The sequence below is a fragment of the Zoogloea sp. genome, from assembly GCF_030157465.1.
Lineage (GTDB): Bacteria > Pseudomonadota > Gammaproteobacteria > Burkholderiales > Rhodocyclaceae > Zoogloea.
In genome coordinates, this window is sequence record NZ_JAOAUU010000027.1 from 1 (window position 1) to 24,164 (window position 24,164).

General features: G+C 65.5%; 18 protein-coding genes and 1 tRNA gene. 12 read left to right on the forward strand and 7 right to left on the reverse strand.

Annotation, left to right across the window (positions count from 1 at the left end; all coding sequences use genetic code 11):
* Positions 1-77, forward strand: a tRNA-Arg gene (locus Q1W26_RS03590).
* Between the two features lie 104 nt (positions 78-181).
* Here the strand turns inward: Q1W26_RS03590 and Q1W26_RS03595 are convergent.
* Complete coding sequence (locus tag Q1W26_RS03595; protein WP_300435975.1) at positions 182-1,195, reverse strand: cytochrome-c peroxidase; 1,014 nt, start codon at positions 1,193-1,195, stop codon at positions 182-184.
* Between the two features lie 288 nt (positions 1,196-1,483).
* On the opposite strand from Q1W26_RS03595, the gene Q1W26_RS03600 reads away from it, so the two are divergent.
* On the forward strand, positions 1,484-2,221 hold the full coding sequence (locus tag Q1W26_RS03600; protein ID WP_300435978.1) for a hypothetical protein: 738 nt from the start codon (positions 1,484-1,486) through the stop codon (positions 2,219-2,221).
* 57 nt (positions 2,222-2,278) lie between these two features.
* Here Q1W26_RS03600 and Q1W26_RS03605 read toward each other — a convergent pair whose 3' ends face one another.
* Together Q1W26_RS03605 and Q1W26_RS03610 are read right to left on the reverse strand one after the other, a co-directional pair.
* On the reverse strand, positions 2,279-2,743 hold the full coding sequence (locus tag Q1W26_RS03605; protein WP_300435981.1) for a DUF1854 domain-containing protein: 465 nt from the start codon (positions 2,741-2,743) through the stop codon (positions 2,279-2,281).
* A gap of 9 nt (positions 2,744-2,752) precedes the next feature.
* Entirely contained in the window at positions 2,753-5,083 is a 2,331-nt protein-coding gene (locus Q1W26_RS03610; protein ID WP_300435984.1) for an ABC transporter ATP-binding protein, read from the reverse strand.
* 233 nt (positions 5,084-5,316) lie between these two features.
* On the opposite strand from Q1W26_RS03610, the gene cphA (Q1W26_RS03615) reads away from it, so the two are divergent.
* Positions 5,317-7,512: a cyanophycin synthetase gene (cphA, locus tag Q1W26_RS03615; protein WP_300435988.1), complete on the forward strand. Its 2,196-nt coding sequence runs from the start codon at positions 5,317-5,319 to the stop codon at positions 7,510-7,512.
* A gap of 90 nt (positions 7,513-7,602) precedes the next feature.
* On the forward strand, positions 7,603-10,179 hold the full coding sequence (gene cphA, locus Q1W26_RS03620) for a cyanophycin synthetase (RefSeq protein ID WP_300435991.1): 2,577 nt from the start codon (positions 7,603-7,605) through the stop codon (positions 10,177-10,179).
* Between the two features lie 111 nt (positions 10,180-10,290).
* Here the strand turns inward: cphA (Q1W26_RS03620) and Q1W26_RS03625 are convergent, their stop codons facing one another.
* The 3 genes from Q1W26_RS03625 to Q1W26_RS03635 all read right to left on the reverse strand — a co-directional run bounded on the left by Q1W26_RS03625 (position 10,291) and on the right by Q1W26_RS03635 (position 14,329).
* On the reverse strand, positions 10,291-11,829 hold the full coding sequence (locus Q1W26_RS03625; RefSeq protein ID WP_300435994.1) for a glycerol-3-phosphate dehydrogenase/oxidase: 1,539 nt from the start codon (positions 11,827-11,829) through the stop codon (positions 10,291-10,293).
* Positions 11,826-13,316, reverse strand: a complete 1,491-nt coding sequence (gene glpK / locus Q1W26_RS03630; protein ID WP_300435997.1) for a glycerol kinase GlpK — start codon at positions 13,314-13,316, stop codon at positions 11,826-11,828. The genes Q1W26_RS03625 and glpK overlap by 4 nt, the downstream gene beginning before the upstream one ends.
* Before the next feature lie 125 nt (positions 13,317-13,441).
* Positions 13,442-14,329 carry a hypothetical protein gene (locus Q1W26_RS03635; protein ID WP_300436000.1) on the reverse strand — a complete coding sequence of 296 codons (888 nt, stop codon included), beginning with the start codon at positions 14,327-14,329 and terminating at the stop codon, positions 13,442-13,444.
* Positions 14,330-14,425: 96 nt separating this feature from the next.
* Between Q1W26_RS03635 and Q1W26_RS03640 the strand changes: the two genes are divergently transcribed.
* The 3 genes from Q1W26_RS03640 to Q1W26_RS03650 all read left to right on the forward strand — a co-directional run bounded on the left by Q1W26_RS03640 (position 14,426) and on the right by Q1W26_RS03650 (position 18,096).
* Entirely contained in the window at positions 14,426-15,349 is a 924-nt protein-coding gene (locus Q1W26_RS03640) for a chromate resistance protein ChrB domain-containing protein (protein ID WP_300436003.1), read from the forward strand.
* A 41-nt stretch (positions 15,350-15,390) separates the two neighbouring features.
* Positions 15,391-16,716, forward strand: a complete 1,326-nt coding sequence (gene chrA / locus Q1W26_RS03645) for a chromate efflux transporter (RefSeq protein WP_366143630.1) — start codon at positions 15,391-15,393, stop codon at positions 16,714-16,716.
* Between the two features lie 81 nt (positions 16,717-16,797).
* A complete protein-coding gene (locus Q1W26_RS03650) occupies positions 16,798-18,096 on the forward strand; it encodes a hemolysin family protein (protein WP_300436008.1) in 1,299 nt (432 codons plus the stop codon).
* A gap of 15 nt (positions 18,097-18,111) precedes the next feature.
* Here Q1W26_RS03650 and Q1W26_RS03655 read toward each other — a convergent pair whose 3' ends face one another.
* Positions 18,112-18,645, reverse strand: a complete 534-nt coding sequence (locus Q1W26_RS03655) for a hypothetical protein (RefSeq protein ID WP_300436010.1) — start codon at positions 18,643-18,645, stop codon at positions 18,112-18,114.
* Between the two features lie 370 nt (positions 18,646-19,015).
* Between Q1W26_RS03655 and Q1W26_RS03660 the strand changes: the two genes are divergently transcribed.
* The 5 genes from Q1W26_RS03660 to Q1W26_RS03680 are packed head-to-tail and all read left to right on the forward strand — an operon-like array spanning position 19,016 to position 23,814.
* Positions 19,016-20,029: a sulfate ABC transporter substrate-binding protein gene (locus Q1W26_RS03660; RefSeq protein ID WP_300436013.1), complete on the forward strand. Its 1,014-nt coding sequence runs from the start codon at positions 19,016-19,018 to the stop codon at positions 20,027-20,029.
* Complete coding sequence (gene cysT, locus Q1W26_RS03665) at positions 20,029-20,862, forward strand: sulfate ABC transporter permease subunit CysT (protein ID WP_300436016.1); 834 nt, start codon at positions 20,029-20,031, stop codon at positions 20,860-20,862. The genes Q1W26_RS03660 and cysT overlap by 1 nt, the downstream gene beginning before the upstream one ends.
* Positions 20,862-21,749 carry a sulfate ABC transporter permease subunit CysW gene (cysW, locus tag Q1W26_RS03670; protein WP_300436024.1) on the forward strand — a complete coding sequence of 296 codons (888 nt, stop codon included), beginning with the start codon at positions 20,862-20,864 and terminating at the stop codon, positions 21,747-21,749. The genes cysT and cysW overlap by 1 nt, the downstream gene beginning before the upstream one ends.
* A gap of 20 nt (positions 21,750-21,769) precedes the next feature.
* Entirely contained in the window at positions 21,770-22,870 is a 1,101-nt protein-coding gene (locus Q1W26_RS03675; protein WP_300436018.1) for a sulfate ABC transporter ATP-binding protein, read from the forward strand.
* Positions 22,870-23,814: a CysB family HTH-type transcriptional regulator gene (locus tag Q1W26_RS03680; protein ID WP_300436021.1), complete on the forward strand. Its 945-nt coding sequence runs from the start codon at positions 22,870-22,872 to the stop codon at positions 23,812-23,814. The genes Q1W26_RS03675 and Q1W26_RS03680 overlap by 1 nt, the downstream gene beginning before the upstream one ends.
* Positions 23,815-24,164: the final 350 nt, after the last annotated feature.

The window sequence follows — 24,164 nt, forward strand, 5'->3', positions numbered from 1 at the left end:
GCGCCCGTAGCTCAGTTGGATAGAGTACTTGGCTACGAACCAAGGGGTCGTGGGTTCGAATCCTGCCGGGCGCACCAGATAAAAAGAGGACATCTTTGCGGATGTCCTCTTTTTTTGCGTTCACGCACCTGTCAGCTTGAAAGCAGCGGCAGCCCCGGAGGGTTGCCGCTGCCGGCAGGGGTCAGTTCTCGAAGGGCGTCGGGCGCGGCGTCGCGTCGGCGGACGGCGGCAGTTGCGGCAGCGCAAAGTTCGGCTGCTTTCCGGTCAGGGTGCGCAGGAAGGCCACGATGCTGGCGTTTTCGGTTGCGGTGAACTTCTTGCCCAGTTGCAGGCGGCCCATCGTGTCGACCGCTTCGGGCAGGGTTGCTGCGGCGCCGTCGTGGAAGTACGGATAGGTCAGTTCGACGTTACGCAGGGTGGGCACCTTGAAGTTGAAGCGGTCGGCATCCTTGCCGGTGACGGCAACCCGGCCTTCGGCAGGGCTCGATGCCTTGTAATCCTCGACGACGCCCATCTTCTGGAACGAGTTGCCGCCCACTGCCGGGCCGTTGTGACAGGCCACGCAGCCGCTTTCCTTGAACAACTTGTAGCCGGCGAGTTCCTGGGTGTTGAGGGCTTTCTTGTCGCCCTTCAGCCACTTGTCGAAGCGCGAATCAGGCGTGACGAGGGTTTCCTCGAAGGCGGCGATGGCCTGGGTGACCCGGTCGATGCTCACTTCTGGCGAACCGAAAGCCTTCTGGAAGGCGCTCACGTAGCCGGGGATGGTTTTCAGGGCGGTGACCGTGTGCTCGTGGGAGAAGGCCATTTCGCCGGGGTTGGCGATGGGGCCGCCGGCCTGTTCCTTCAGATCCTTCGCGCGGCCGTCCCAGAACTGGGCGAGGTTGAAGCGCGAGTTGAGGACGGTCGGGGAGTTGATCGGGCCTTTTTGCCAGCCGTGGCCGATGGAGCTCTTCAGGTTGTCCGAGCCGCCCATGGACAGGTTGTGGCAGGAGTTACAGGAGATGAAGCCGGACTTCGACAGGCGGGGATCGAAGAACAGCATCTTGCCGAGTTCGACCGTGGCAGGGCTGCCGGCTTTGGCTGCCGGTATCGGCTGGATGGGTTCGGAGGAGGGTGCAGCCTGGCCGGCGGACGAGAGGCTCAGCAGTACGGCAAGCGCCGCGGCGGAGAGGAGGGGGGATTGCAGTTTTGACATGGAAGATTCCCGGGGACATGAAAAGCGGGTTCGCTCCGGGCAAAACGGCGGCTCTGTATTCCGGAGAATGCCGGGCGAATATCGTCCTGGTATGGTGAGCGTCTTTTCTTAAGAGCAGCTTAAGCAATGTTCATAAGTCGTCACGCCATGAAGAAGAATGTCGCTTTTGGTGGGGTGTCTCTGGATTGATGCGCATCAATAATATTGATTTTGATAATCGTTATCATTTGAAAAAATCCGGAAGCCGAAAAATTGACTGCTCACTTGCGCCGACTGGCGATTGTTTTCATGGGCTGCACCGCCCTGGTGGCCCACGCTGATCCCGAAATCATGGTTCATGAAGCCGACCTGGCCGAGCGGGGCGAGGTGGTCGCGACGCTGCATGCCAACCATACCTGGCGTGGCAGCAAGGCGAAGGACGACGGAACCTGGCCGGTGCACCGCCTGACCTACCTGATGGCGGAATTTGCCACCGGCCTGGCGCCGGGCTGGGAGGCGGGCGTGCACCTGCCGGTGATGCGCGGCGGCGTCGATGGCGAAACGTCGAACAACGGGGCGTGGGGCGCCTCGGCGATCATGTTCCGCCTCAAGCACATCCGGCAGGCCGGCGGGGGGTGGTTCTACGGCTTCAATGCCGAGTACGACGTTAACGCCGGGCGCTATGTGGGCGATACGCGCAGTGTGGAGTTTCGCGGCATTGTCGGGATCGACAGCGAGCGCTTCCGGGTCACGGCCAACCCGCACCTGATCTGGGGCTGGGGGCATTCGGGCCGCGAGCGCTCACCCGATCTCAACCTGGATCTGAAAGCCATGCACAAGGTTTCGGAGACTTTCGCCTGGGGCGCCGAGGCCTATACCGACGGCGGCAGGCTTGGCCGGCTGCGGCCGGGCGAGGGTGACCGGACGCTGTACCTCGTCACCGAATTCGAAACGCGGATTGGCGCCGTCCATCTCGGCGTGGGCCAGGGTTTCAAGGAGACGCCGGAGCGCTATCTTTTGAAGGGGGTGTGGTCGGCGAGTTTTTGAGGCGCGGGGTGGCTAGCGTGCGGTGGTGATCGAATCCACCGCGTCTCTTCCGGGCTTCTACAAGAAGCGATCGAGCATTTTTTTGCTGTGGGCATCCAGCGCGTAGCGGTCGCGGATCAAAAAATTGATGCCGCGGCTGTCTGCGATGAGCAGTGCCGGACGCACGAGGCGGCGGATGTCTTCCTCGCTTTTGAGCACCATTGTGGTCGGGCCGCGGTCGGTGTCCACTTCCCAGCTGCTCGGCGTGGCAAAGCTGGAAACCGAGCGGATGCGCTCGATGACCGGCATGAATTCGCGGCTGGCGAGATCTTCTTCGAGCAGGCGGCGGGGTTCGGGCGGGAGGTCGGCGATGCGCTCTACCCAGGCGACTTCCTCGCCTTCGGCATTCACGAGGCCGATGCCCTCGGTGGGCGCGGCGATGGGAAAGGAGCGCACCGGGCTGACCGGGTGCCGCACGCCGTCGGCGGCGATGAAGATGAGCTGGCCGAAGGCGTTGCGTTCGAGGGTGATGGCGTTGGTCATGATTTACCCTCAGGCGTTGGCGTGTTCGCGGTGCTCGATCAGGCGGGGAGTGTCTTTGTCGTCGTCGTCGAGCTTCCTGGACTGGGCTTCGTAGAGGCGGAAATACGCGCCTTGTTGTTCCATCAGCGCGTCGTGGTTGCCGATCTCGACGATCTGGCCGCGGTCGAGCACGACCAGCCGGTCGGCCTTGCGCAGCGTGGACAGACGGTGGGCGATGGCGATGGTGGTGCGGCCGCGAATGAGGTTTTCAAGGGCGGCCTGGATTTCCATTTCGGTTTCGGTATCGACCGCCGAAGTGGCTTCGTCGAGGATCAGGATGCGCGGATCGATCAGCAGCGCCCGGGCGATGGAGATGCGCTGGCGCTCGCCCCCCGACAGGGCCTGGCCACGTTCGCCGACCAGCGAATCGTAGCCGTGGGGCAGGCGCATGATGAAGTCGTGGGCGTGGGCGGCGCGGGCTGCTGCGACGATTTCCTCGCGGCTGGCATCGGGCTTGCCGTAGGCGATGTTCTCGGCAATCGTGCCGAAGAACAGGAAGGGTTCCTGGAGCACGAGGCCGATGTTGCGGCGGTATTCCGAGACTGGAACCGAGCGCACGTCGATGCCTTCGATGCGGATCGAGCCGTCGGTCACGTCGTAGAAACGGCAGATCAGGTTGACCAGCGTGCTCTTGCCGGAACCCGAATGGCCGACGAGGCCGATCATTTCGCCGGGCTGGATCGACAGATCGACGTTCTTGAGAATGGTGCGGTTGCCATGGCGGAAGCCGACCTTGCGCACTTCGATGGCGCCGGTCACCTGCGGCAGGTGCAGCGGCTTGGCCGGCTCGGGCACGCTGGAAACGTGGTCGAGGATGTCGAAGATGCGCTTGGCGCCGGCGGCGGCCTTCTGCGTCACCGAGACGATCCGGCTCATGGAGTCGAGACGCGTGTAGAAGCGCGAGATGTAGGCCAGGAAGGCGGCCAGGGTACCGACGGTGACGTCATTCTTGGAGACCAGCCAGATGCCGAAACCCCACACGATCAGCAGGCCGACTTCGGTGAGCATCGTGACCGTCGGCGAGAACACCGACCACACTTTGTTGACCCGGTCGTTCACCGCCAGGTTGCGGGCGTTGGCTTCGCGGAAACGCGCAACTTCACGCTTTTCCTGGGCGAAAGCCTTGACCACGCGGATGCCGGGGATGGTATCGGCGAGCACGCTGGTGACTTCCGACCACACCCGGTCGACCTGCTCGAAGCCGTAGCGCAGCTTGTCGCGCACGATGTGGATCAGCCAGGCGATGAAGGGCAGCGGCACCAGGGTGACGACGGCCAGCCACGGGTTGATGGAGATCAGGATGGCGGCGGTCATCGTGATCATCAGCACGTCGGTGGCGAAGTCGAGCAGGTGCATCGACAGGAACAGGCAGATGCGGTCGGTTTCGGCACCGATGCGCGACATCAGGTCGCCGGTGCGCTTGCCGCCAAAATATTCGAGCGACAAGCCCTGCAGGTGTTCGTAGGTGGTGATGCGCAGGTCGGCGCCGATGCGTTCGCTGGCCAGCGCCAGGATGTAGGTTTTGGCCCAGCCCAGGCTCCAGGCCACGAAGGCGGCGGCAAGCAGGCCGCTCAGCAGCAGCATCACCTTGTGGGTGTCGATGGGCACGCCGTTCTGGAACGGGATCAGGATCTCGTCCATCAGCGGCATGGTGAGGTAGGGCGGCACCAGCGTGGCTGCGGTGGACGCCAGCGTGAGCAGGAAGCCGGCCAGTAGCTGGCCCTTGTAGGGCTTGGCGAAGCGCCACAGGCGTAGCAGCGTCCAGGTGGAGGGCGGGGTGTGGATTTCCCGCGCGCAGGTGGGGCATTCGTCGGTGCCGGGCGGCAGCGCGGCGTCGCAGGTGGGGCAGGTGAGCGGCTCGGGCGGAGCCGGTTCGCGCCCGGCCAGCACGCATTCGAGCTGGGCATGAAAGCGGTCGGCCAGGTTGTGGGCGGCCGGATCCTGGGACAGCGTGAAGCGCCAGCCGGCCAGTTTTGCGCTGGCATTCACAAGATCGAGGCTGGCGACGCCGGCCTGGTCGCGGTGACGCAGCTGCATGCCTTGCTGGAAGGCCCACGATTGCCATTCGTCCGCGTCGGCATTCCAGCTCATCAGGCGGCTGCCGGTGAGGGCGACGAAGCCGCTTCTGAACTGCAGCTGCGTGTCCAGGTCGAGGACGAGGCTGGCGAGAAGCTTTTCGTCGGGGGCGAGGGCCTTGTCGAGGCGGGCACGCCATTCGTCCGGCACGGCGGGGCCGAGATAGTCGGAGTACGCGGCGGGGATGGCGGATGCGTGCGGGTGGGCGGAGTGCTCGGAGTTCATCTCGAAGGACGCGATAAGGCCACAGGAAACGGCCAGCGTAGGGCAAAATTGCGAGTGAAGTTTACTGACTCGTTACAAGCGCGTATACCCGCATTGGGGCTGGATCAGCGGCTTGTCGAATATTTTTTGCGCCGGTAATCCAGATCGGCCCTGCCGCGTTAAGTGCCTCAAGTTCGTATCAAACAGTGCCAGACAGTGCCGTTAGCAGGCTCGTTACTTCCACACCCTTGCCCATGACCAACAAAACGATCGACTTCCTCAATGTGCTCCACCTGCGTGGACCGAACATCTGGACGTACCGCGCGGTTCTAGAAGCGTGGGTCGACATTCATGACCTGGAAGATTGTCCGTCCAACGTCATTCCCGGCTTCTACGAGCGGATCACCGCCATGCTGCCGACGCTCATCGAGCACCGCTGCAGCATCGGCGAGCGTGGCGGCTTTCTCAAGCGCCTGCGCGACGGCACCTGGCCGGGCCACATCCTTGAGCACGTCACCCTGGAACTGCAAAACCTCGCGGGCATTCCGGGCGGTTTCGGCAAGGCGCGCGAAACTGCCATTCGCGGCGTTTATAAAGTGGTGATCCGCGCCTGGCAAAAAGATGTGTCGATGGCCGCCCTCCATATGGGCCGCGACCTGCTGATGGCCTGCATCGAGGATCGCCCCTACGACGTGGATGCCGCCGTTGCCAAGCTGCGCGACCTGATCGACGACTACATGCTCGGCCCGAGCACCCGCTGCATCGTCGAGGCCGCGGCCGACAAGAGCCGCCGCATTCCGTACATCCGCCTGCTGGCCGAGGGCAACCTCGTGCAGCTCGGCTACGGCGCACGCCAGCGCCGCATCTGGACGGCCGAGACCGACCGCACCCCGGCCATCGCCGAGAGCATCGCCAGCGAGAAGGATCTCACCAAGATGCTGCTGTCGTCCTGCGGCGTTCCGGTGCCCGAAGGCGAGGTGGTCGGCAGTGTCGAGGAAGCCATCGCGGCGGCCGAGGACATCGGCTACCCGGTGGTGGTCAAGCCCACCGATGGCAACCACGCCCGCGGCGTGTTCACCAACATCCTCACCGCCGGGGAAGTTGCCGCGGCTTATCCGCTGGCGCTGGCCGAAGGCTCCGAGGTGATGGTCGAGCGTTTCATCAAGGGTACCGAGCATCGCATCCTGGTGGTGGGTGGCAAGATGGTCGCCGCCAACATGGGCGAGGCCGTTTCGGTAACCGGTGACGGCAAATCGACCATCGACCAGCTCATCGAAACCCAGATCAACACCGACCCGCGCCGCGGCGTCGAACACGAGTTTCCGCTCTACGTCATCAGCCTCGACCGTTTCCCGTCCGCGAAGATGGAAGTCGAGCGCCAGGGCTTCACAGGTAGCTCGGTGCCGCCCGAAGGCCGCGAGGTGATGATCGTCCGCACCAGCAACATGGCCTTCGACGTGACCGACGAAGTGCATCCCGACACCGCCGAGCTGGCCTGTCTGGCTGCGCGCATCGTCGGTCTCGACATCGCCGGCATCGACCTCGTCTGCGAAGACATCTCGAAGCCGCTGGATCAGCAGCGCGGCGCCATCGTCGAAGTGAATGCCGGCCCCGGCCTGCTGATGCACATCAAGCCGGCCGTCGGTCAGCCGCGTCCGGTGGGCGAGGCGATCGTCGATCATCTTTTTGCGAAGGATGAAGATTCCCGCATTCCGGTGGTCGGCGTAACCGGCAGCCGTGGCAAGACGCCGGTGGCGCGCCTCATCGCCCACTTGCTGCGCCTCTCCGGTCAATACACCGGCCTCGCCTGCAGCGAGGGCGTTTTCCTCGACGGCCGCCAGGTGGAAACCGCCGAAGGCACCAACTGGGATGCCGCCGAACGCGTGCTGATGAACCGTTCGGTCGAAGCCGCGGTGTTCGAGAACAGCTGCCGCAGCATTCTCGCCGACGGCACGGTGTACGACCGCTGCCTGGTGGGGGTCGTCACCAACGTCGATCCGGAAATGCACTTCGGCGAGTTCTACATGGATTCCGCCGAGAAGATCTGGAACGTGTTCCGCACCCAGGTCGACCTCGTGCTGTCGTACGGCGTCGCGGTGCTCAACGCGGAAGATCCGGCCGTTGTCGAAATGGCTCCGCTGTCCGACGGCGAAGTGATTTTCTACGGCGTCGACGGCAATGCGGAGGCGATCGCCACTGCCCGCAGCGAAGGCAAGCGCACGGTTTATGTGAAGGACGACGCCATCGTGCTGGCCACCGGCGAAAACGAAGAACAGGTGGCCCGCCTCGCCAGGATCGCGATGCTGGCCGACGGTGCCGCCGAGCAACCGGGCGTGCTTTCGAACCTGCTCGGTGCCGTTGCGGGTGCCTGGGCGCTGGGCGTTGCGCCCGACCTGATCCGCGCCGGCGTCAAGCCGTATAACCCGTCTGCGCCGCTGCGCGCCGACTGAGTCCGCTTCTTCCTGCCAGCACAAAACGAGACAACCGGCCAGCCGCCCCCGCGGGGCGCCTGCCGGGAACAACGACAAGGACTGTAATTCATGGAAGTTTCACGTATCCGGGCACTGCGCGGCCCCAATCTGTGGAGCCGGCACACCGCGATCGAGGCCATCGTGTCCTGCACCGACGCCGAGTGCGACATCGACTCGATTCCCGGCTATGAGCCGCGCCTGCGCAACCTCTTTCCCGAAATGGGCTTCCTCGAGACCGACGGCCACCAGGGCTCGATCTCCATGGCCCAGGCGCTCGAACTCGCAGCCCTCGGCCTGCAGGCCTGCGCGGGATGTCCGGTCACCTTCAGCCGCACCGCGCCGACGCTTGAAAAGGGTGTCTTCCAGGTTACGGTGGAATACACCGAAGAAAAAGTCGGCCGCCTGGCCTTCGAGCTGGCGATGCAGCTGATCCGCGCTGCCGCCGATGAAAACGGCGTGTTCGACCTCGCCGCGGCGCTGGCCAGCCTGCAGGAACTCGACGAGGACGTGCGCCTCGGCCCGTCCACCGGCTCCATCGTGCAGGCCGCCGTCGCCCGCGGCATTCCCTACCGCCGTCTCACCGAAGGCAGCCTCGTGCAGTTTGGCTGGGGCAGCAAGCAGCGCCGCATCCAGGCCGCCGAAACCGACCTGACCAGCGCCGTGGCCGAAGCCATCGCGCAGGACAAGGAACTCACCAAAACCCTGCTGCGCGCCGCCGGCGTGCCGGTGCCGCTGGGGCGTTCGGTCACCGACGCCGAGGATGCGTGGCTCGCCGCCCGTGAAATCGGCGGCCTCGTCGTGGTCAAGCCGCGCGATGGCAACCAGGGCAAGGGCGTGGCCGTCAAGCTGCGCACCAAAGAGGAAGTGACGGCCGCCTTCAAGGTGGCCTTCGAGATCAGCGACGACGTGCTGGTCGAACGCTACCTGCCGGGCCACGATTACCGCCTGCTGGTGATCGGCGACAAACTGATTGCCGCGGCCCGCCGCGAGCCGCCGCTGGTGGTGGGTGACGGCAAGCGGACCATCCGCGAACTGGTTGATCACGTGAACAGCGATCCGCGCCGCGGCACCGGCCACGCCACCTCGCTGACCAAGATCCGCTTCGACGAAATCGCCCTCGCCACCCTGGCCAGCCAGGGGCTCGACGCCGAATCCGTGCCGCCCAAGGGCAAGCGCGTGATTCTGCGCAACAACGCCAACCTCAGCACCGGCGGCACCGCCACCGACGTGACCGACGACGTGCACCCCGAAGTGGCCGAACGCGCCATTGCCGCGGCCAAGAACATCGGCCTCGACATCTGCGGCGTCGACGTGGTTTGCGAAACCATGCTCCAGCCGCTCGAGGAGCAGAGCGGCGGCATCGTTGAAGCCAACGCCGCGCCCGGCCTGCGCATGCACCTGCAGCCCTCCTACGGCAAGGGCCGTCCGGTGGGCGAGGCGATCGTCGCGAACATGTTCAAGCCCGGCGAGAACGGCCGTATTCCAGTGGTGGCCGTGGCCGGCACCAACGGCAAGACGACCACCGTGCGCCTCACCGCCCACCTGATCGGCGTGTCCGGCAAGCGCGTCGGCATGACCAACTCGGACGGTGTCTACGTGGGCAAGCGGCGTATCGACACCGGCGATTGCAGCGGCCCGCGCAGCGCCCGCAACATCCTGCTGCACCCGGACGTGGATGCCGCGGTGTTCGAAACCGCCCGCGGCGGCGTGCTGCGCGAAGGCCTGGCCTTTGACCGCTGCGATGTGGCGGTGGTGACCAATATCGGCATGGGCGATCACCTCGGCCTGTCCTACATCAGCACCGTCGATGATCTGGCGGTGGTCAAGCGGGTCATCGTGCAAAACGTGGCACCCCACGGCACAGCGGTGCTCAACGCCGCCGATCCGATGGTCGTCAAGATGGCCAGCGCCTGCCCGGGCGCGGTGCTGTTCTTTGCCGCCGACAAGAACAACCACGTGCTCGCCACCCACCGGGTGCAGGGCCGTCCGGTGGTTTTTGTGGATGGCGCCGACATCGTCGCCGTGAAAGGCACGGAAGCCTTCCGCGTGCCGCTGGCCGGCATTCCGATCACCCGCAACGGCACGATTTCCTTCCAGATCGAAAACGCGATGGCCTCCATCGCCGCGGCCTGGGCGCTGGGCATCGACGCCGACACCATCCGCCGGGGCGTGGCCACTTTTGTGAACGACGCGGCCACCGCGCCGGGGCGTTTCAACGTCTTCGACTACAAGGGCGCAACCCTGATCGCCGACTACGGCCACAACCCGGACGCGATCCTGGCGCTGGTCCAGGCCATCGAGAGCATGCCGGCGCGGGAGCGTTCGGTGGTGATCAGCGGCGCGGGCGACCGTCGCGACGAGGACATCCGCGAGCAGACGCGCATCCTCGGCAAGATTTTCGACGGCGTGGTGCTTTACCAGGACGAATGCCAGCGCGGCCGCTCCGACGGCGAAGTGCTGGCGCTGCTTCAGCAGGGTCTGGTGGGTGCGCCGCGAACCAGGGATGTGTGCGAGATTCGCGGTGAATTTCTGGCCATCGACACCGCGCTGGCCAAGCTGCAGCCCGGCGACCTGTGCCTGATCCTCATCGACCAGGTCGAGGAGGCGCTGGATCACATCGCCAGGCGGATCGCCGAAGCGGGCTGATCCCGGCTTGAGCGGCCGCGGGTCAGGCCCGCGTGCTGCAGTCTGGAAAACCTTCCGGTGGGTTACGGAAGGTTTTCCTGCGTTTACGTCCGGCTAATCCGTGCTTGCAGATCAATCCGGCCCAGCCAGAAAACCCTGCGCCAGATCGATGAAGGCGACTGTCCGTTCGCGGCGGCGGGTGTCGCTCCAGCCGAGTTCTTCGGCAAGGACCCGGGCGACGGCCGGGGCTGCCACGATGGCTGCGGCGGCATCCACGAACAGCGCGCGGTTACGGCGAGCCAGGATGTCTTCCACGTCCCGGGCCAGCTCAAAACGGGCGGCGTAGCGGATTTCGGCCTCGGTGAGGGTGAGCGCCGGATGCAGCAGAATGCCGGCGCCGGGAAGGGCGTCGATGGCGGAGCGGTCGGTGCCGAATACGTCGTTCGACGGTTCGGCGGGGCTGGCGTGCAGCGGCAGCGTGGCTGTCGGGCAGGGGCGGGCGGGCAGGCCGCCTGCGAGTTCGGCGCGGTCGATGATCTGTTGGGCCATGTGCCGGTAGGTGGTCCATTTGCCGCCGGCCACCGACACGAGGCCGCTCCCGGATACCTGGATGACGTGCTCGCGGGACAGCGCCGACGTGGCGCCGCCCTGGCTTGCACCGATCAGCGGACGCAGGCCGGCGAAGGCGCTGCGCACGTCGGCGCGGCCCGGCGGGCGGGAGAGGTAACGGGCGGCGGTGTCGAGGATGAAATCGATTTCACTGGCCAGTGGCCGCGGTTCCAGCAGCGTTTCGTTGCGCGGGGTGTCGGTGGTGCCGAGCAGCACCTTGCCTTGCCACGGAATGATGAAAAGCACGCGGCCGTCACTGGTTTTGGGGATCAGCAGCGCGGCGTTGCCGGGCAGGAAATCCCGGTCGATGACGAGGTGCGCGCCCTGGCTGGGGGCCAGCTGGCCGGGCGCGGTGGCGGTGTCGAGGCGGCGGATGTCGTCGGCCCACACGCCGGCGGCGTTGATGACGACGCGGGCCTCGATGGCGAAGCTTTCCCCGGTTTCGGAATCATGCGCGGCAACACCGGTGACTTTTCCGTTCGTGTGCGTCAGTGCGCTGACAGGCAGGTAGTTGAGTGCCAGCCCGCCGTGGTCGAACACGCTGCGCATCAGGGTAACGGCCAGCCGGGCGTCGTCGAAGCGGGCGTCCATGTAGGCAATGCCGCCGACGAGGCCGTTGCGGCAGAGGCCGGGCAGGGCGGCCAGGGTGTCGGCGGGTGAGAGCAGGCGGCTGGCGCCAAGGCTGCGTGCGCCGGCCAGCCAGTCGTAGGCGGTAAGGCCGAGACCCAGCACAAGGCGGTCCCACTGGCGATACACCGGCACCACGAAACGCTGGGGATGAACCAGGTGCGGGGCGTTTTGGAGCAAGGTGGCGCGTTCGGCCAGGGCCTCGCGTACCAGCCCGATGCGGCCTTGCGCCAGGTAGCGCACGCCGCCGTGGACCAGCTTGGTGGAGCGGGAGCTGGTGCCCTTGGCGAAATCGTGGGCTTCGAGCAGCAGGGTGCGGTGGCCGCGGGCGGCGGCATCGACGGCACAGCCCAGGCCGGTGGCGCCGCCGCCGATCACCAGCACGTCCCAGCGCGGCGCGCTGCGCAGGCGATCAAGGAGGGCTTCGCGTTTCATGGGGCTGCCCAGCCTCGCGAGCGATCGACTGCGCGGTGCCATTCTTCAAGGCGGGCGAGGCGCCAGTCGGCGGAGCGGGTCGGCTCGAAGATGCGTTCGGCCTGCCAGTGGCTGGCGAGTTCGGCCGGGTCGCGCCAGATGCCGACGGCAAGGCCGGCGAAGAAGGCGGCGCCGAGGGCGGTGGTTTCGGTCTGGCGTGGGCGAACCACCGGCACACCGAGCAGATCGGCCTGAATCTGCATCAGCAGGTTGTTGGCCGATGCGCCGCCATCTGCCCGCAGTTCGGCCAGCGGCCCGGCGCCGTCGCGGTTCATGGCGTCGACGAGATCGACGGTTTGCAGCGCGATGGCGTCCAGCGCCGCACGGGCGATGTGGGCGCGGGTGACACCGCGCGTGAGGCCGACCAGGGTGCCGCGGGCGTAGCCGTCCCACCAGGGGGCACCGAGGCCGGCGAAGGCGGGCACCAGCAGCGCGCCGTTGCTGTCGGGAACGGAGGCGGCAAGCGCCTCGATGTCGGCGGCGTGCTCGATGAGGCCGAGCCCGTCGCGCAGCCATTGCACCAGCGCGCCGGCGATGAAGACGCTGCCTTCGAGCATGTAGTGGCTGTGCCCCTGGACGCGCCAGCCGATCGTGGACAGCAGCCGGTGACGCGAGGCGACCGGCTGGGTGCCGGTGTTCTGCATCAGGAAGCAGCCGGTGCCGTAGGTGTTTTTGGCCGAGCCGGGGGCGAGACAGGCCTGGCCGAACGTGGCGGCTTGCTGGTCGCCGGCCAGCCCGCCGATGGGAATGCGAGCGCCGAAAAGCTCGGGAAGGGTTTCGCCCAGCACGCCGCTGGTGTCGACGATTTGGGGCAGCAGCGAGGCAGGAATATTGAAGAGCGCAAGCAGGTCGTCGTCCCAGCACTGGCGGTGGATGTCGAAGAGCATCGTGCGCGAGGCGTTGCTGGGGTCGGTGACGTGGCGGGCGCCGCCGGTGAGCTGCCACACGAGCCAGCTGTCGATGGTGCCGAAGGCCAGCTCGCCGGCTTCGGCGCGGCGCCGGGCGTCGGGAACGGTGTCGAGCAGCCAGGCGAGCTTGGTGGCCGAGAAGTAGGCGTCGAGTTCGAGCCCGCTGCGGGCGTGGATCAGCTCGGTGTAGCCGGCGGCACGCAGGTGTTCGCAGGCGGGCACGGTGCGGCGATCCTGCCAGACGATGGCCGGCGCCAGCGGCTGGCCGGTTTTGCGATCCCACAGCACGGTGGTTTCGCGCTGGTTGGCGATGCCGATGGCCGCGATGTCGCGCGCGGCGAGGCCCGTTTCTGCCAGCGCCTGGCGGGCGCAGTCGAGCTGGCTGCGCCAGATTTCCAGCGCGTCGTGCTCAACCCAGCCGGACTGGGGAAAGTACTGGCGGAACTCCTGCCGGGCGGTGGCCAGCGCTCGGCCATCGGTGTCGAAGACGATGGCCCGGCTGCTGCTGGTGCCCTGGTCGAGGGCGAGAAGACGGGACATGGCGGGTGGCGTATGAAGGAAACGTAATGGGCGCCGCAGCGCCAGCGGGAACGACTTCCCGCAATTTACTTCATCCGCGGCCCAAGAGCATGGTTCGGGGCATGCGCCTCTACTCGTTCATGTCGCTAGCAGCGACTCCCTTCGGGCTTGCGGGTGAAGCCGAAGCCGCCGCTTTCCAGGCTGGCGGGCTGGATGCAGATCATCAGGGCCAGCGAACGGGCCGATTTGGTGATGTCGGGCGGAAAGGCGGCGAAGGGCACGGCACGCTCGACAACGGATTTTACGAAGGCGATTTCCTCCTGCTGATCGCCGCTGCGGGTGACGACGAAGCTCTTGAGCGAGCCGTTCGGGTTCAGGCGGACTTCGATGGCGGCGGACTGGATGCCGCGCGCACGCGGGTCGTTCTTGACGAAGGCGGCGCTGCGGTTGAGCTTCTTGACCAGCGAATCCAGGTAGAACTCGAGGCTGAACGGGTCCACCGGCGGGCTGTCGGGAATGCGTTCGATCAGGTCGGAGAGCGCGTCCTGGCGGTTGCGGCTGCCGTCGCGAAGCGCCTCGCGGGTGTGTTCGCGGGCCATGGAGAGGGAGCGCTCGGCCAGGTCGGGTTTCGGCTTTGCCTGGCGGGCTTTGGCGTCGCTGGCCAGTTCGTCGAGGAAATTGTTCATTTCCTCTTTCTGGGCGACGGTCCATTTGGGCGTCGATTCGGCGACCCGCGCCGTTGTCGTTGAGGGCTTGCGTGCGGTGAGGATGCGCGGTGTTGGGGCGGGCCTGGGTGTCTTGTCGGCCTTTGGGCGGGTTTTCTGGGTGGGTTTGGGCGGCTGTGCCGGACGAAGTTCGGCCTGCGGCGTGCTCGGAGCCGGGGGCGCGAGGCGGGCTTCGAGCCGGGGCTGTGGCTGGGCGACCGATTCGGGCTTCTGGAGCTGGATAAGCAGCACCAGCGCGTGGGCCAGCAGCGAAATGGCGAGCGCAACGCCGAGGGTGCGCGATGGGGGTGCAGTAGGCAGGTGGAGCATCGGGCGAATTTTAGTCTGGTGGAGGAATGCTCAGGCGGGCTTTTTTTGTTGTAGTAATCGATACATTTATGTAGTGTTAATTACATGAATGAATGGATGGTACTGATCATCAGCCTGGCCACTGAAAACGCCACGGAGCGGATGCGGGCCTGGCGCAGCCTCAAGGCGTCGGGCGCGGCCGTGCTGCGTGACGGTGTTTACCTGCTGCCCGAGCTGGCGCGGTGTCGCGCCACGATGGAGGCGGTGGCGGCCGATGTGCGCGCCACGGGGGGCGCTGCGCTGCTCTTGCGGGTTGAAGAGCCGGCGGGCGCGGCCTTTGTCGATCTCTTCGAGCGGAATACGGATTACGCGGCACTGATCGCCGAAGTCGGCCGGCTGCGCTCGGCCTTGGCAGCGGAGCCGGCCGAGCTTGCCAGGCAGGCTCGCAAGCTGCGCAAGACGCTGACCGCGCTGGTCGACATTGATTTTTTTCCGGGCGAGGCCCGTCGCCAAGCAGAAAGGGCGCTGCACGATCTGGAAGCGGACGCGGCTCGCCTGCTGTCGCCGGGCGAGCCGGTGGCCGTCGATGGCGGGATTGCGCGGCTTGATGTGCAGGCTTTCCGTGGCCGCACCTGGGCAACCCGGCGCCGCCCGTGGGTGGATCGCCTTGCCAGCGCGTGGCTGATCCGCCGCTTCATCGACCCCGCGGCCAGCATCTTGTGGCTTGCGAGCCCGGCAGACTGCCCGCCCGACGCCCTCGGTTTCGACTTCGACGGGGCGGCCTTCAGCCACGTCGGCGCCCGCGTCAGCTTCGAGGTGCTTCTGGCGGCGTTCGGCCTCGAGACGCCGGCCTTGTTGCGGCTTGGCGCGCTGGTGCATTTTGTCGACGTGGGGGGCGTTCAGCCGCCGGAAGCGGCTGGCATCGAGCGCGTACTGGCTGGTCTCTGCGACAGTATTGCCGACGACGACCAGCTTTTGAACCTTGCCGGCAGCGTCTTTGACGGACTGCTGGTGTCTTTCGAGAAAGCGGAGCAAGCCTGATGAACTCCACGCCGTCCGAAAAGGCGTCACCGCCGGCTGAGATGCCCGCGCCGGTCAGCTTTCGCGAAGCCTTGCTGTTCTGGCTCAAGCTGGGTTTCATCAGCTTTGGCGGCCCGGCAGGGCAGATCGCCATCCTGCACCAGGAGCTGGTCGAGCGCCGACGCTGGATTTCCGAGCGGCGTTTTTTGCATGCACTCAATTACTGCATGGTGCTGCCCGGGCCGGAGGCGCAGCAGCTCGCCACCTACATCGGCTGGCTGATGCACCGAAGCCGGGGCGGCATCGTCGCCGGGGTGCTGTTCGTGTTGCCCTCGCTGCTGATCCTGGTCGTGCTGTCGTGGATCTACATCGCCTTTGGCGACACGAGCCTGGTGGCCGGGCTGTTCTACGGCATCAAGCCGGCGGTGACGGCCATCGTGGTGCAGGCGGCCCACCGCATCGGCTCGCGGGCGCTCAAGAACAACTGGCTGTGGGCGATTGCGGCCGCGTCCTTCGTGGCGATCTTTGCGCTGCACCTGCCTTTTCCGGCCATCGTCGCGGCAGCCGCGCTGGCGGGTTTTGTTGGCGGGCGGATTGCGCCGCAGCACTTCGGGCAGGGCGGCGGCCACGGTGCGGCGGGCAAATCCTTTGGTCCGGCGCTCATCGACGATGCCACGCCGGTGCCGGAACATGCCCGCTTCAGCGGGCGCCGCCTGCTGCAGGTGGGGCTGGCGGGGGCGCTGCTGTGGCTCGTGCCGATGGGCATTCTGATGGCGGTTTTCGGCTGGACGCACACGCTGACCCAGATGGGCTGGTTCTTCACCAAGGCGGCGCTGCTGACCTTCGGCGGCGCCTATGCGGTGCTGCCCTACGTGTATCAGGGCGCGGTCGGGCACTACGGCTGGCTGACGCCGACGCAGATGATCGACGGACTGGCGCTGGGCGAAACCACGCCGGGGCCGCTGATCATGGTGGTGGCTTTCGTGGGTTTTGTGGGTGGCTACGTGAAGGCGGTTGTCGGGCCGGAAAGCCTCTTTCTGGGCGGCGCGCTGGCGGCGTGTCTTGTCACCTGGTTCACTTTTTTGCCGTCTTTCGTCTTCATCCTGGCTGGCGGGCCGTTGGTGGAGTCGACCCACGGCGACCTGAAATTCACCGCGCCGCTCACCGCCATTACCGCCGCGGTGGTCGGGGTGATCCTCAACCTGGCCTTGTTCTTTGGCTACCACGTGCTGTGGCCGAAGGGCCTTTCGGCCGCCCCCGACTGGATCTCCAGCGCGATTGCGGTGGCCGCTGCGGTGGCCTTGTTCCGCTACAAACGCGGCGTGATCGAGGTGATTGCGAGCTGCGCGGTGCTGGGGCTGGTGGCCCGTTTGGCGTTGCCGATGTGATGCCGGCCGGGGCGGGGCGCTACAATACGCCCCGTTATTAATCCCCGGCCACGGGTTTCCCGACCTCGGGTGGCCATGTAGATGGATATAGTCCTGATTCTCCTGCTCATTCTCCTTAATGGCGTGTTCGCCATGTCGGAGATTGCCGTCGTCTCTTCCCGCAAGTCGAGGCTCCAGAACCTGGCCGACGATGGCAGCCTGGGGGCCGAGGCGGCGCTCTCGCTGCACCAGGAGCCGTCAAGCTTTCTGTCCACGATCCAGGTTGGCATCACGCTGGTGGGCATTCTCAGCGGTGCAATCGGCGAGGCCGCGGTGGCCGACCCGCTGGCCGCCTGGATTGCCCGCATTCCGCTGTTTGAACCCTACGCCAAGGCGGTGGCGCTCACGATCACGGTGATCGGCCTGACCTATTTCTCTGTGGTGGTGGGCGAACTGGTGCCCAAGCGCCTGGCGCTGCTGGCGCCGGAGGGCATTGCCTCGCTGATGGCCCGGCCGATGATCATCCTCGCCCGCGTGACCCATCCGCTGGTGGTGGTGCTGTCGGGATCGTGCTCGATGATCCTTCGCGTGCTGGGTGCCCGGCGCAAGGACGAGCCGCCGGTTACCGACGACGAAATCAAGGTGCTGATGGAGCAGGGCGCCGAGGCCGGCGTCTTCCACGAGAGCGAGCAGGAGATCGTGTCCAACGTGCTGCGCCTCGACGAGCAGCGCATCTCGGCCATCATGACGCCGCGGCGCGACATGTTCGTGATCGACCTGGACGAAGACGAAGCGGGCGTGTGGCAGCGCATCATCGAAACCTCTTTCTCGCGGCTGGTGGTGTGCCGCGGCGGGCTGGAGCAGGTTCTCGGTGTGCTGCAGACGGGCGATCTGCTCAAGAAGGCGCTGCCCGGCGGCCACGTTACGCTGGCCGACATCGAAGCCCTGCTGCGTCCGCCGCTCTATGTGCCGGAATCCGTGACGACCCAGCAGCTGCTCGAGAGCTTCCGGCGTGCCCGGCTGCAGTTTGCGCTGATCATCGACGAATACGGTGATGTGCAGGGCCTGGTGACGCTGACCGACGTGCTGGCGGCCATTGTCGGTGAACTGTCGGTGCCCGAGGCGCCGGAAGATCGCGACATGCTGCAGCGTGAGGACGGCTCGTGGCTGGTCGATGGCGACGTGGGCATCGAGCGGCTCAAGTCGGTGCTCGACATCGGCGACGATCTGCCCGGCGAGGACGAGCATTCGTTCAATACGCTGGGCGGATTCATCATGCACGTGCTCGGGCGCATCCCGGCGCCAACCGATCACTTCGAGGCTGCCGGCTGGCGCTTTGAAGTGATGGACATGGACCGCAACCGGGTGGACAAGGTGCTGCTGTCCCTTTCGGCAGGCTGAACTGGCGGTGCGGCCTCAGTGGCTGCACCAATCCCGCAGGTTGCCGCGGCCCCACGGCATCGACATTCTTTCGGTGGTGCTGATCGTCGAACGCACCTTGCCGCTGGTGCCGTCAAACAGCACGCCGAAACGGGCTGGTTCGGCCCACACATCGCAATAGCGCCATTCCCACACCAGCTCGTCGCGGGCCTTGTAATAAATGGTCCAGCCCGGATACGAGGGGCCGAGGATGCGCAGCACCTCGTCCTGGCTCATGCCGCTCTGGATCCGTGCAAAGTGCTGCATTTCGAGCACGTTCCCGATGCTGACCAGCCGGCCGGCCGCGTCCGTGCGGGCCATCCAGGTCTTGTAACCCATCGGGCCAGTGGGGTAGACCCGGCTTTCGCCGCCGTCGGCCTCGGGCCAGCGCAGGGCCGGGGCGCCGAGGGCCCGGTCGAGATCGGCAAGGGTGCTGATGCCCGCCTGCAGCGGTGGTCCGCCGAAATTGGCGCAGCCGGCAAGCAGCAGGACGGTGAGCAAGGGGGCGGCAAGGCGGGCCAGGCGTGGCATGGGGAGACTCCGGGCTGTGAGGTGAGGGTTTCGGGAAATGTTTATCGCGTCTGCACGGATTTGCATAGCTGAATTAATCGCTTCCTCCTGCAGGTGCAGCATTTCAGACTGAAGCCTGTTTTCAGTTTGAGCCGCAAACCGGCAGGAGGTTTCAGCATGCAGGCCCTTATCGTCGGCGCGGCCATGGTCTTTTGCCGGCATTCGGCAACCGAACTTCGCGAGCGGCTCGGGGTGCTGGCCTGAGCTGTGAGGCAGGGTCTATTTTCCATTTTGGAATATACAAAGCCCTTTTTATTCGTTTGTGTGGGGGTTGGCCCTTTCTATACTCTGCGCCTGATCCAGAAATCCCAGAATTACAAGGAGAGTCCCGATGGCCCCGACCCGTTTTTTCCTGCGCCCCGTTTTTGCCCTGGTTGCCGGCCTGGCGATCGTTTCTGCCGGCCCGGCGCAGGCTGACACAACGCTCCTCAATGTTTCCTACGATGTGGCGCGGGAGTTGTACAAGGACATCAACCCGGCCTTTGCCGCCCACTGGCAGCGCACGGCCGGCGAGAAGCTCACGATCAACCAGTCCCACGGCGGCTCGAGCAAGCAGATCCAGTCGGTGGTCGCCGGCCTCGAGGCCGACGTGGTCACGATGAACCAGGCTGCCGACATCGAAGTGCTGGTGAAGAACGGCCTGGCCTCGGCCGACTGGCGCAAGGCCTTCCCCCACGGCGCAGCGCCGTATTCGTCGGCGACGATCTTCCTGGTCAGAAAGGGCAACCCCAAGGGCATCAAGGACTGGAACGACCTTGCCCGCGCCGGCCTCGGCGTCGTCGTGCCCAACCCCAAAACGTCCGGAAACGGCCGCTACACCTATCTCGCGGCGTGGGGCTACGCGCTCTCCAAGGGCGGCAACGAAGCGGCTGCGCGGGATTTCGTCGCCAAGCTGTTTGCCAACGTGCCGGTGTTCGACGGCGGCGGACGCGGTGCCACCACGACCTTTACCCAGCGCGGCATCGGCGATGTGCTGGTGACCTTTGAAAACGAAGCCGTTCTGATCGACCAGGAAGTGGGCGGCGACAAGTTCGACGTGGTTTATCCGTCGATTTCCATCGACGCCTCGGCGCCGGTGGCCATCGTGAACAAGGTGGTGGACAAGCGGGGCAGCCGCAAGGCGGCCACGGCCTACCTCAACTTCCTGTATTCGCCGGAAGGGCAGGAGATCATCGCCAGGCATAATTTCCGCCCGCGTGATCCTGCCGTGCTGAAGAAGCATGCCAGCCGCTTCCCGGCGATCAAGACCTTTACCGTCGAAGAAAAGTTCGGCAGCTGGGATGCCGTGCAGAAGACTCACTTCTCCGACGGCGGTATCTATGACCAGATCGTGGTGAAACGCTGATGGCTTCGTCCAGTAATCGCGTGTTGCCGGGCTTTGGCCTGTCGCTCGGCTACACGCTGGTTTATCTTTCCCTGATCGTCCTGATCCCGCTGGCCGCGGTGTTCATCAAGGCCAGCTCGCTGAGCCTCGCGCAGTTCTGGGCGGTGGTTACCGCGCCGTCGGTGGTGGCCTCGTACAAGCTGTCCTTCGGGGCCTCGCTGCTTGCCGCGGCCATCAATTCGGTGTTCGGGCTGATGCTGGCCTGGGCGCTGGTGCGCTACTCCTTCCCTGGCAAGCGCCTGGTGGATGCGCTGGTGGATCTGCCCTTCGCGCTGCCCACCGCCGTTGCCGGCATTGCGCTCACCGCGCTGTATGCGCCGAACGGCTGGATGGGCAAGTTTCTCGAGCCGCTCGGCATCAAGGTGGCATTCACGCCGCTGGGCGTGCTGGTGGCGCTGATCTTTATCGGGCTGCCCTTCGTTGTGCGCACCGTGCAGCCCATCCTCGAAGATCTCGATACCGAGTACGAGGAAGCCGCGGTAAGCCTCGGCGCCAATCGCTGGCAGGCCTTTAGGCATGTGGTGTTTCCCACCCTGCTGCCCGCGCTGATGACGGGTTTTGCAATGGCCTTTGCCCGCGCGGTGGGTGAATACGGTTCGGTGATCTTCATTGCCGGCAACATCCCGATGGTTTCGGAAATCACCCCGTTGATGATCATCACCAAGCTCGAGCAATACGACTACGCAGGGGCCACGGCCATTGCGGTGGTCATGCTGGTCTTTTCGTTCTTGCTGCTTCTGCTGATCAACGGCTTGCAGGCATGGACGGCCAAACGTACGGGGAGGGCACGCTGATGGCGGGCGCAGCTGGAGCTTTACATGGCGCGGGGGATCACGCCGCCCGGTTCGAATCGAAGGCGGCAACCCGCGAGCCGACGCTGGTCAAGTGGGCCATCCTCGCGCTGTCGCTCACGTTTTTTGCGGTGTTTCTGCTGATGCCGCTGGTGGCGGTGTTTTTCGAGGCTTTCCGCAAGGGTTGGGAAACCTATCTGGCCGCCCTCGTCGAACCCGATGCCGTGGCGGCAATCAAGCTGACGGTGATCGCGGCCTTGATCTCGGTGCCGCTCAACCTGGTCTTCGGCGTGGCTGCGGCATGGGCCATCACCAAGTTCGAGTTTCGCGGCAAGCATTTCCTGATCACCTTCATCGACCTGCCGTTTTCGGTGTCGCCGGTGGTGGCGGGCCTGATCTACGTGCTGGTCTTTGGTGCCCAGGGCTGGTTCGGGCCGTGGCTGTCGGAGCATGACCTCAAGGTGATCTTCGCGGTGCCAGGCATCGTGCTGGCAACGGTATTTGTCACCTTTCCCTTCGTGGCCCGCGAGCTGATTCCGTTGATGGAAGCCCAGGGCCGCGACGAAGAGGAAGCCGCCGTGGTGCTGGGCGCCCGGGGCTGGCAAACCCTGTGGTACGTCACCCTGCCCAACGTGAAGTGGGGCCTGCTTTACGGCGTGATTCTGTGTAACGCACGGGCAATGGGCGAGTTTGGCGCGGTGAGCGTCGTGTCGGGCCATATCCGCGGCCTGACCAACACCATGCCGCTGCACGTGGAGATTCTCTACAACGAATACCAGTTCGCTGCCGCTTTTGCGGTGGCCTCCGTGCTGGCCCTGCTGGCCCTCGTCACGCTCGTCATCAAGGCGTGGGTCGAGCGTCAGGTCGGCAAGACCGGGGCTGAAGAGTAAAGACAGTTGGAACCCAAATCATGAGCATCCAGGTCAAGAACATCCGCAAGCAGTTTGGCGACTTTACGGCGCTGAAAGACGTTTCCCTCGATTTCCCGACCGGCGAGCTGGTGGCCCTGCTGGGGCCGTCCGGCTGCGGCAAGACGACGCTGCTGCGCATCATCGCCGGTCTGGAGTCGGCCGACGGCGGGCAGGTGCTGCTCGACGGCGCCGACGCCTCCGATACCCATGTGCGCGAGCGCCAGGTGGGCTTCGTGTTCCAGCATTACGCGCTGTTTCGCCACATGACCGTGTTCGACAACGTGGCCTTCGGCATGCGCATGAAGCCGCGCAGCCAGCGCCCGTCCGAAGCCGCGATCAAGGCCAAGGTGACCGAGCTGCTCAAGCTCGTTCAGCTCGACTGGATTGCCGACCGCTTTCCGTCGCAGCTCTCCGGCGGTCAGCGCCAGCGTATTGCGCTGGCCCGCGCGCTGGCCGTCGAGCCGCGCGTGCTGCTTCTCGACGAGCCGTTTGGCGCCCTCGACGCCAAGGTGCGCAAGGAATTGCGCCGCTGGCTGCGGCGCCTCCATGACGAACTGCACATCACGTCGATCTTCGTGACCCACGACCAGGAAGAAGCCCTCGAGGTGGCCGATCGGGTGGTGCTGATGGATCACGGCAAGGTGGAACAGGTGGGCACGCCCGAGCAGGTTTACCGTCACCCGGCCTCGCCCTTTGTGTATGGCTTCCTGGGGTCGGTCAATTTGTTCCACGGACGTGTCGATGGCGACGCGGTGCACGTGGGCGACAGCCTGCTGTCGGCCGACAAGGTGGATCTCGATCATGGCGCCGAGGTGTTCGCCTTTGCCCGCCCCCACGAACTGAACATCATCGTCGACCCGCGGGGGACGAGCGGGGTGGCGGCGAGGATCAGCCGCATCCTGGCGTTTGGCGTGACGGCGCGGGTCGAGCTGGACGGCGATGCCGGGCAGGTTTACGAAGTGGAAATCACCCGTGACGAGGTCGCCCGGCTCGGCCTCCATGAAGGTCAGCACGTGCGTCTGCAGCCGTCGCAGTTGCGGGTTTTTGAACGCAACGGTACCAGCCCCGTCGCCGTTCCCGCGCCGAACTGGGAGATCTGATGAACTTTCAGCAACTGCGCATCATCCACGAGACGGTGCGCCGCAACTTCAACCTGACCGAGGTGGCCAACGCGCTGTTCACCTCCCAGTCGGGCGTCTCGAAGCACATCAAGGATCTGGAAGACGAGCTTGGGCTCGAACTGTTCATCCGCAAGGGCAAGCGCCTGCTCGGCCTCACCGAGCCGGGGCAGGAGCTGGCGCATGTGGTGGATCGCATGCTGATGGATGCCCGCAACATCAAGAGCATTGCGGCCCAGTTCAGCGCCCGGGACCACGGCCAGCTCACCATTGCAACCACGCACACCCAGGCCCGCTATGCGCTGCCGCAGGTGGTGACGCACTTCAAGCAGGAATTCCCGAAAGTGCACCTGGTGCTGCACCAGGCCAGCCCGACGGAAATCGTCACGATGCTGCAGGATGGCCGCGCCGACATCGGCATCGCCACCGAAAGCATCGCCAGCTTGGCCGACTGCGTGTCCTTCCAGTATTACGGCTGGCACCATTCGGTGATCGTGCCGGCCGGGCATCCGCTCGAATCCGTCGAGCCGCTGACCCTGGAAGCCATTGCCGAGCACCCGATCATTACCTACCACGAAGGCTTTACGGGCCGCACCAAGATCGACGAAACCTTTGCCGCCGCCGGCCTCGCGCCCGACATCGTCATGTCGGCCCTCGATGCCGACGTGATCAAGGCCTACGTGGAACTCGGCCTCGGCATCGGCATCGTGGCCTCGATGGCCTACGATCCGGCCCGCGACCAGGCGCTGCGCATGCTGCCCAGCAGCCATCTGTTCGGCGAAAACGTCACCCGCATTGCCGTGCGCAAGGGCCACTTTCTGCGCGGCTTCGCCTACCGTTTCATCGAGCTTTGTTCGCCCGCCCTGACCGAAGCCGTCGTTCGCTCGGCCCTGCGGCCGGAGGCGGAGATGGAATCAGCCTACTGAGCGTCCCCAGGGCCGGGCGATGCCCCGCCGGCCCTCCTTTCCTGCAACCCGCACATGCAGCCTGACGCCGGCTCCCGGCGCTTGACCTTGTTGATGAAGATTCGCGTCGCTACGGGGGCCTCGCTGCCCCTTGCCGATTTTTTCGGTGTCGGAATATTTGACAAAGAATCACCTTTCGGCCGGGGGCGAACCGGGCCTGGAGCGGCCAAGCCCTGATTTTTCAATGGATGGCGCCGATCGCTGAAAGGATTGGCGTGAATATTGCTAAATACGAAAAAGGTTTGATGTCAAACCACGTGGAACCACAAGAAACCATCAATTCCGGGGCCGATTCCCGATGAATTGCCAGG

Coding starts and splice junctions, on each gene's coding strand:
- Q1W26_RS03595 (WP_300435975.1), bottom strand. CDS start 1,195: ATGTCAAAACTGCAATCCCCCCTCCTCTCCGCCGCGGCGCTTGCCGTA.
- Q1W26_RS03600 (WP_300435978.1), top strand. CDS start 1,484: ATGGGCTGCACCGCCCTGGTGGCCCACGCTGATCCCGAAATCATGGTT.
- Q1W26_RS03605 (WP_300435981.1), bottom strand. CDS start 2,743: ATGACCAACGCCATCACCCTCGAACGCAACGCCTTCGGCCAGCTCATC.
- Q1W26_RS03610 (WP_300435984.1), bottom strand. CDS start 5,083: ATGAACTCCGAGCACTCCGCCCACCCGCACGCATCCGCCATCCCCGCC.
- cphA (WP_300435988.1), top strand. CDS start 5,317: ATGACCAACAAAACGATCGACTTCCTCAATGTGCTCCACCTGCGTGGA.
- cphA (WP_300435991.1), top strand. CDS start 7,603: ATGGAAGTTTCACGTATCCGGGCACTGCGCGGCCCCAATCTGTGGAGC.
- Q1W26_RS03625 (WP_300435994.1), bottom strand. CDS start 11,829: ATGAAACGCGAAGCCCTCCTTGATCGCCTGCGCAGCGCGCCGCGCTGG.
- glpK (WP_300435997.1), bottom strand. CDS start 13,316: ATGTCCCGTCTTCTCGCCCTCGACCAGGGCACCAGCAGCAGCCGGGCC.
- Q1W26_RS03635 (WP_300436000.1), bottom strand. CDS start 14,329: ATGCTCCACCTGCCTACTGCACCCCCATCGCGCACCCTCGGCGTTGCG.
- Q1W26_RS03640 (WP_300436003.1), top strand. CDS start 14,426: ATGGTACTGATCATCAGCCTGGCCACTGAAAACGCCACGGAGCGGATG.
- chrA (WP_366143630.1), top strand. CDS start 15,391: ATGCCCGCGCCGGTCAGCTTTCGCGAAGCCTTGCTGTTCTGGCTCAAG.
- Q1W26_RS03650 (WP_300436008.1), top strand. CDS start 16,798: ATGGATATAGTCCTGATTCTCCTGCTCATTCTCCTTAATGGCGTGTTC.
- Q1W26_RS03655 (WP_300436010.1), bottom strand. CDS start 18,645: ATGCCACGCCTGGCCCGCCTTGCCGCCCCCTTGCTCACCGTCCTGCTG.
- Q1W26_RS03660 (WP_300436013.1), top strand. CDS start 19,016: ATGGCCCCGACCCGTTTTTTCCTGCGCCCCGTTTTTGCCCTGGTTGCC.
- cysT (WP_300436016.1), top strand. CDS start 20,029: ATGGCTTCGTCCAGTAATCGCGTGTTGCCGGGCTTTGGCCTGTCGCTC.
- cysW (WP_300436024.1), top strand. CDS start 20,862: ATGGCGGGCGCAGCTGGAGCTTTACATGGCGCGGGGGATCACGCCGCC.
- Q1W26_RS03675 (WP_300436018.1), top strand. CDS start 21,770: ATGAGCATCCAGGTCAAGAACATCCGCAAGCAGTTTGGCGACTTTACG.
- Q1W26_RS03680 (WP_300436021.1), top strand. CDS start 22,870: ATGAACTTTCAGCAACTGCGCATCATCCACGAGACGGTGCGCCGCAAC.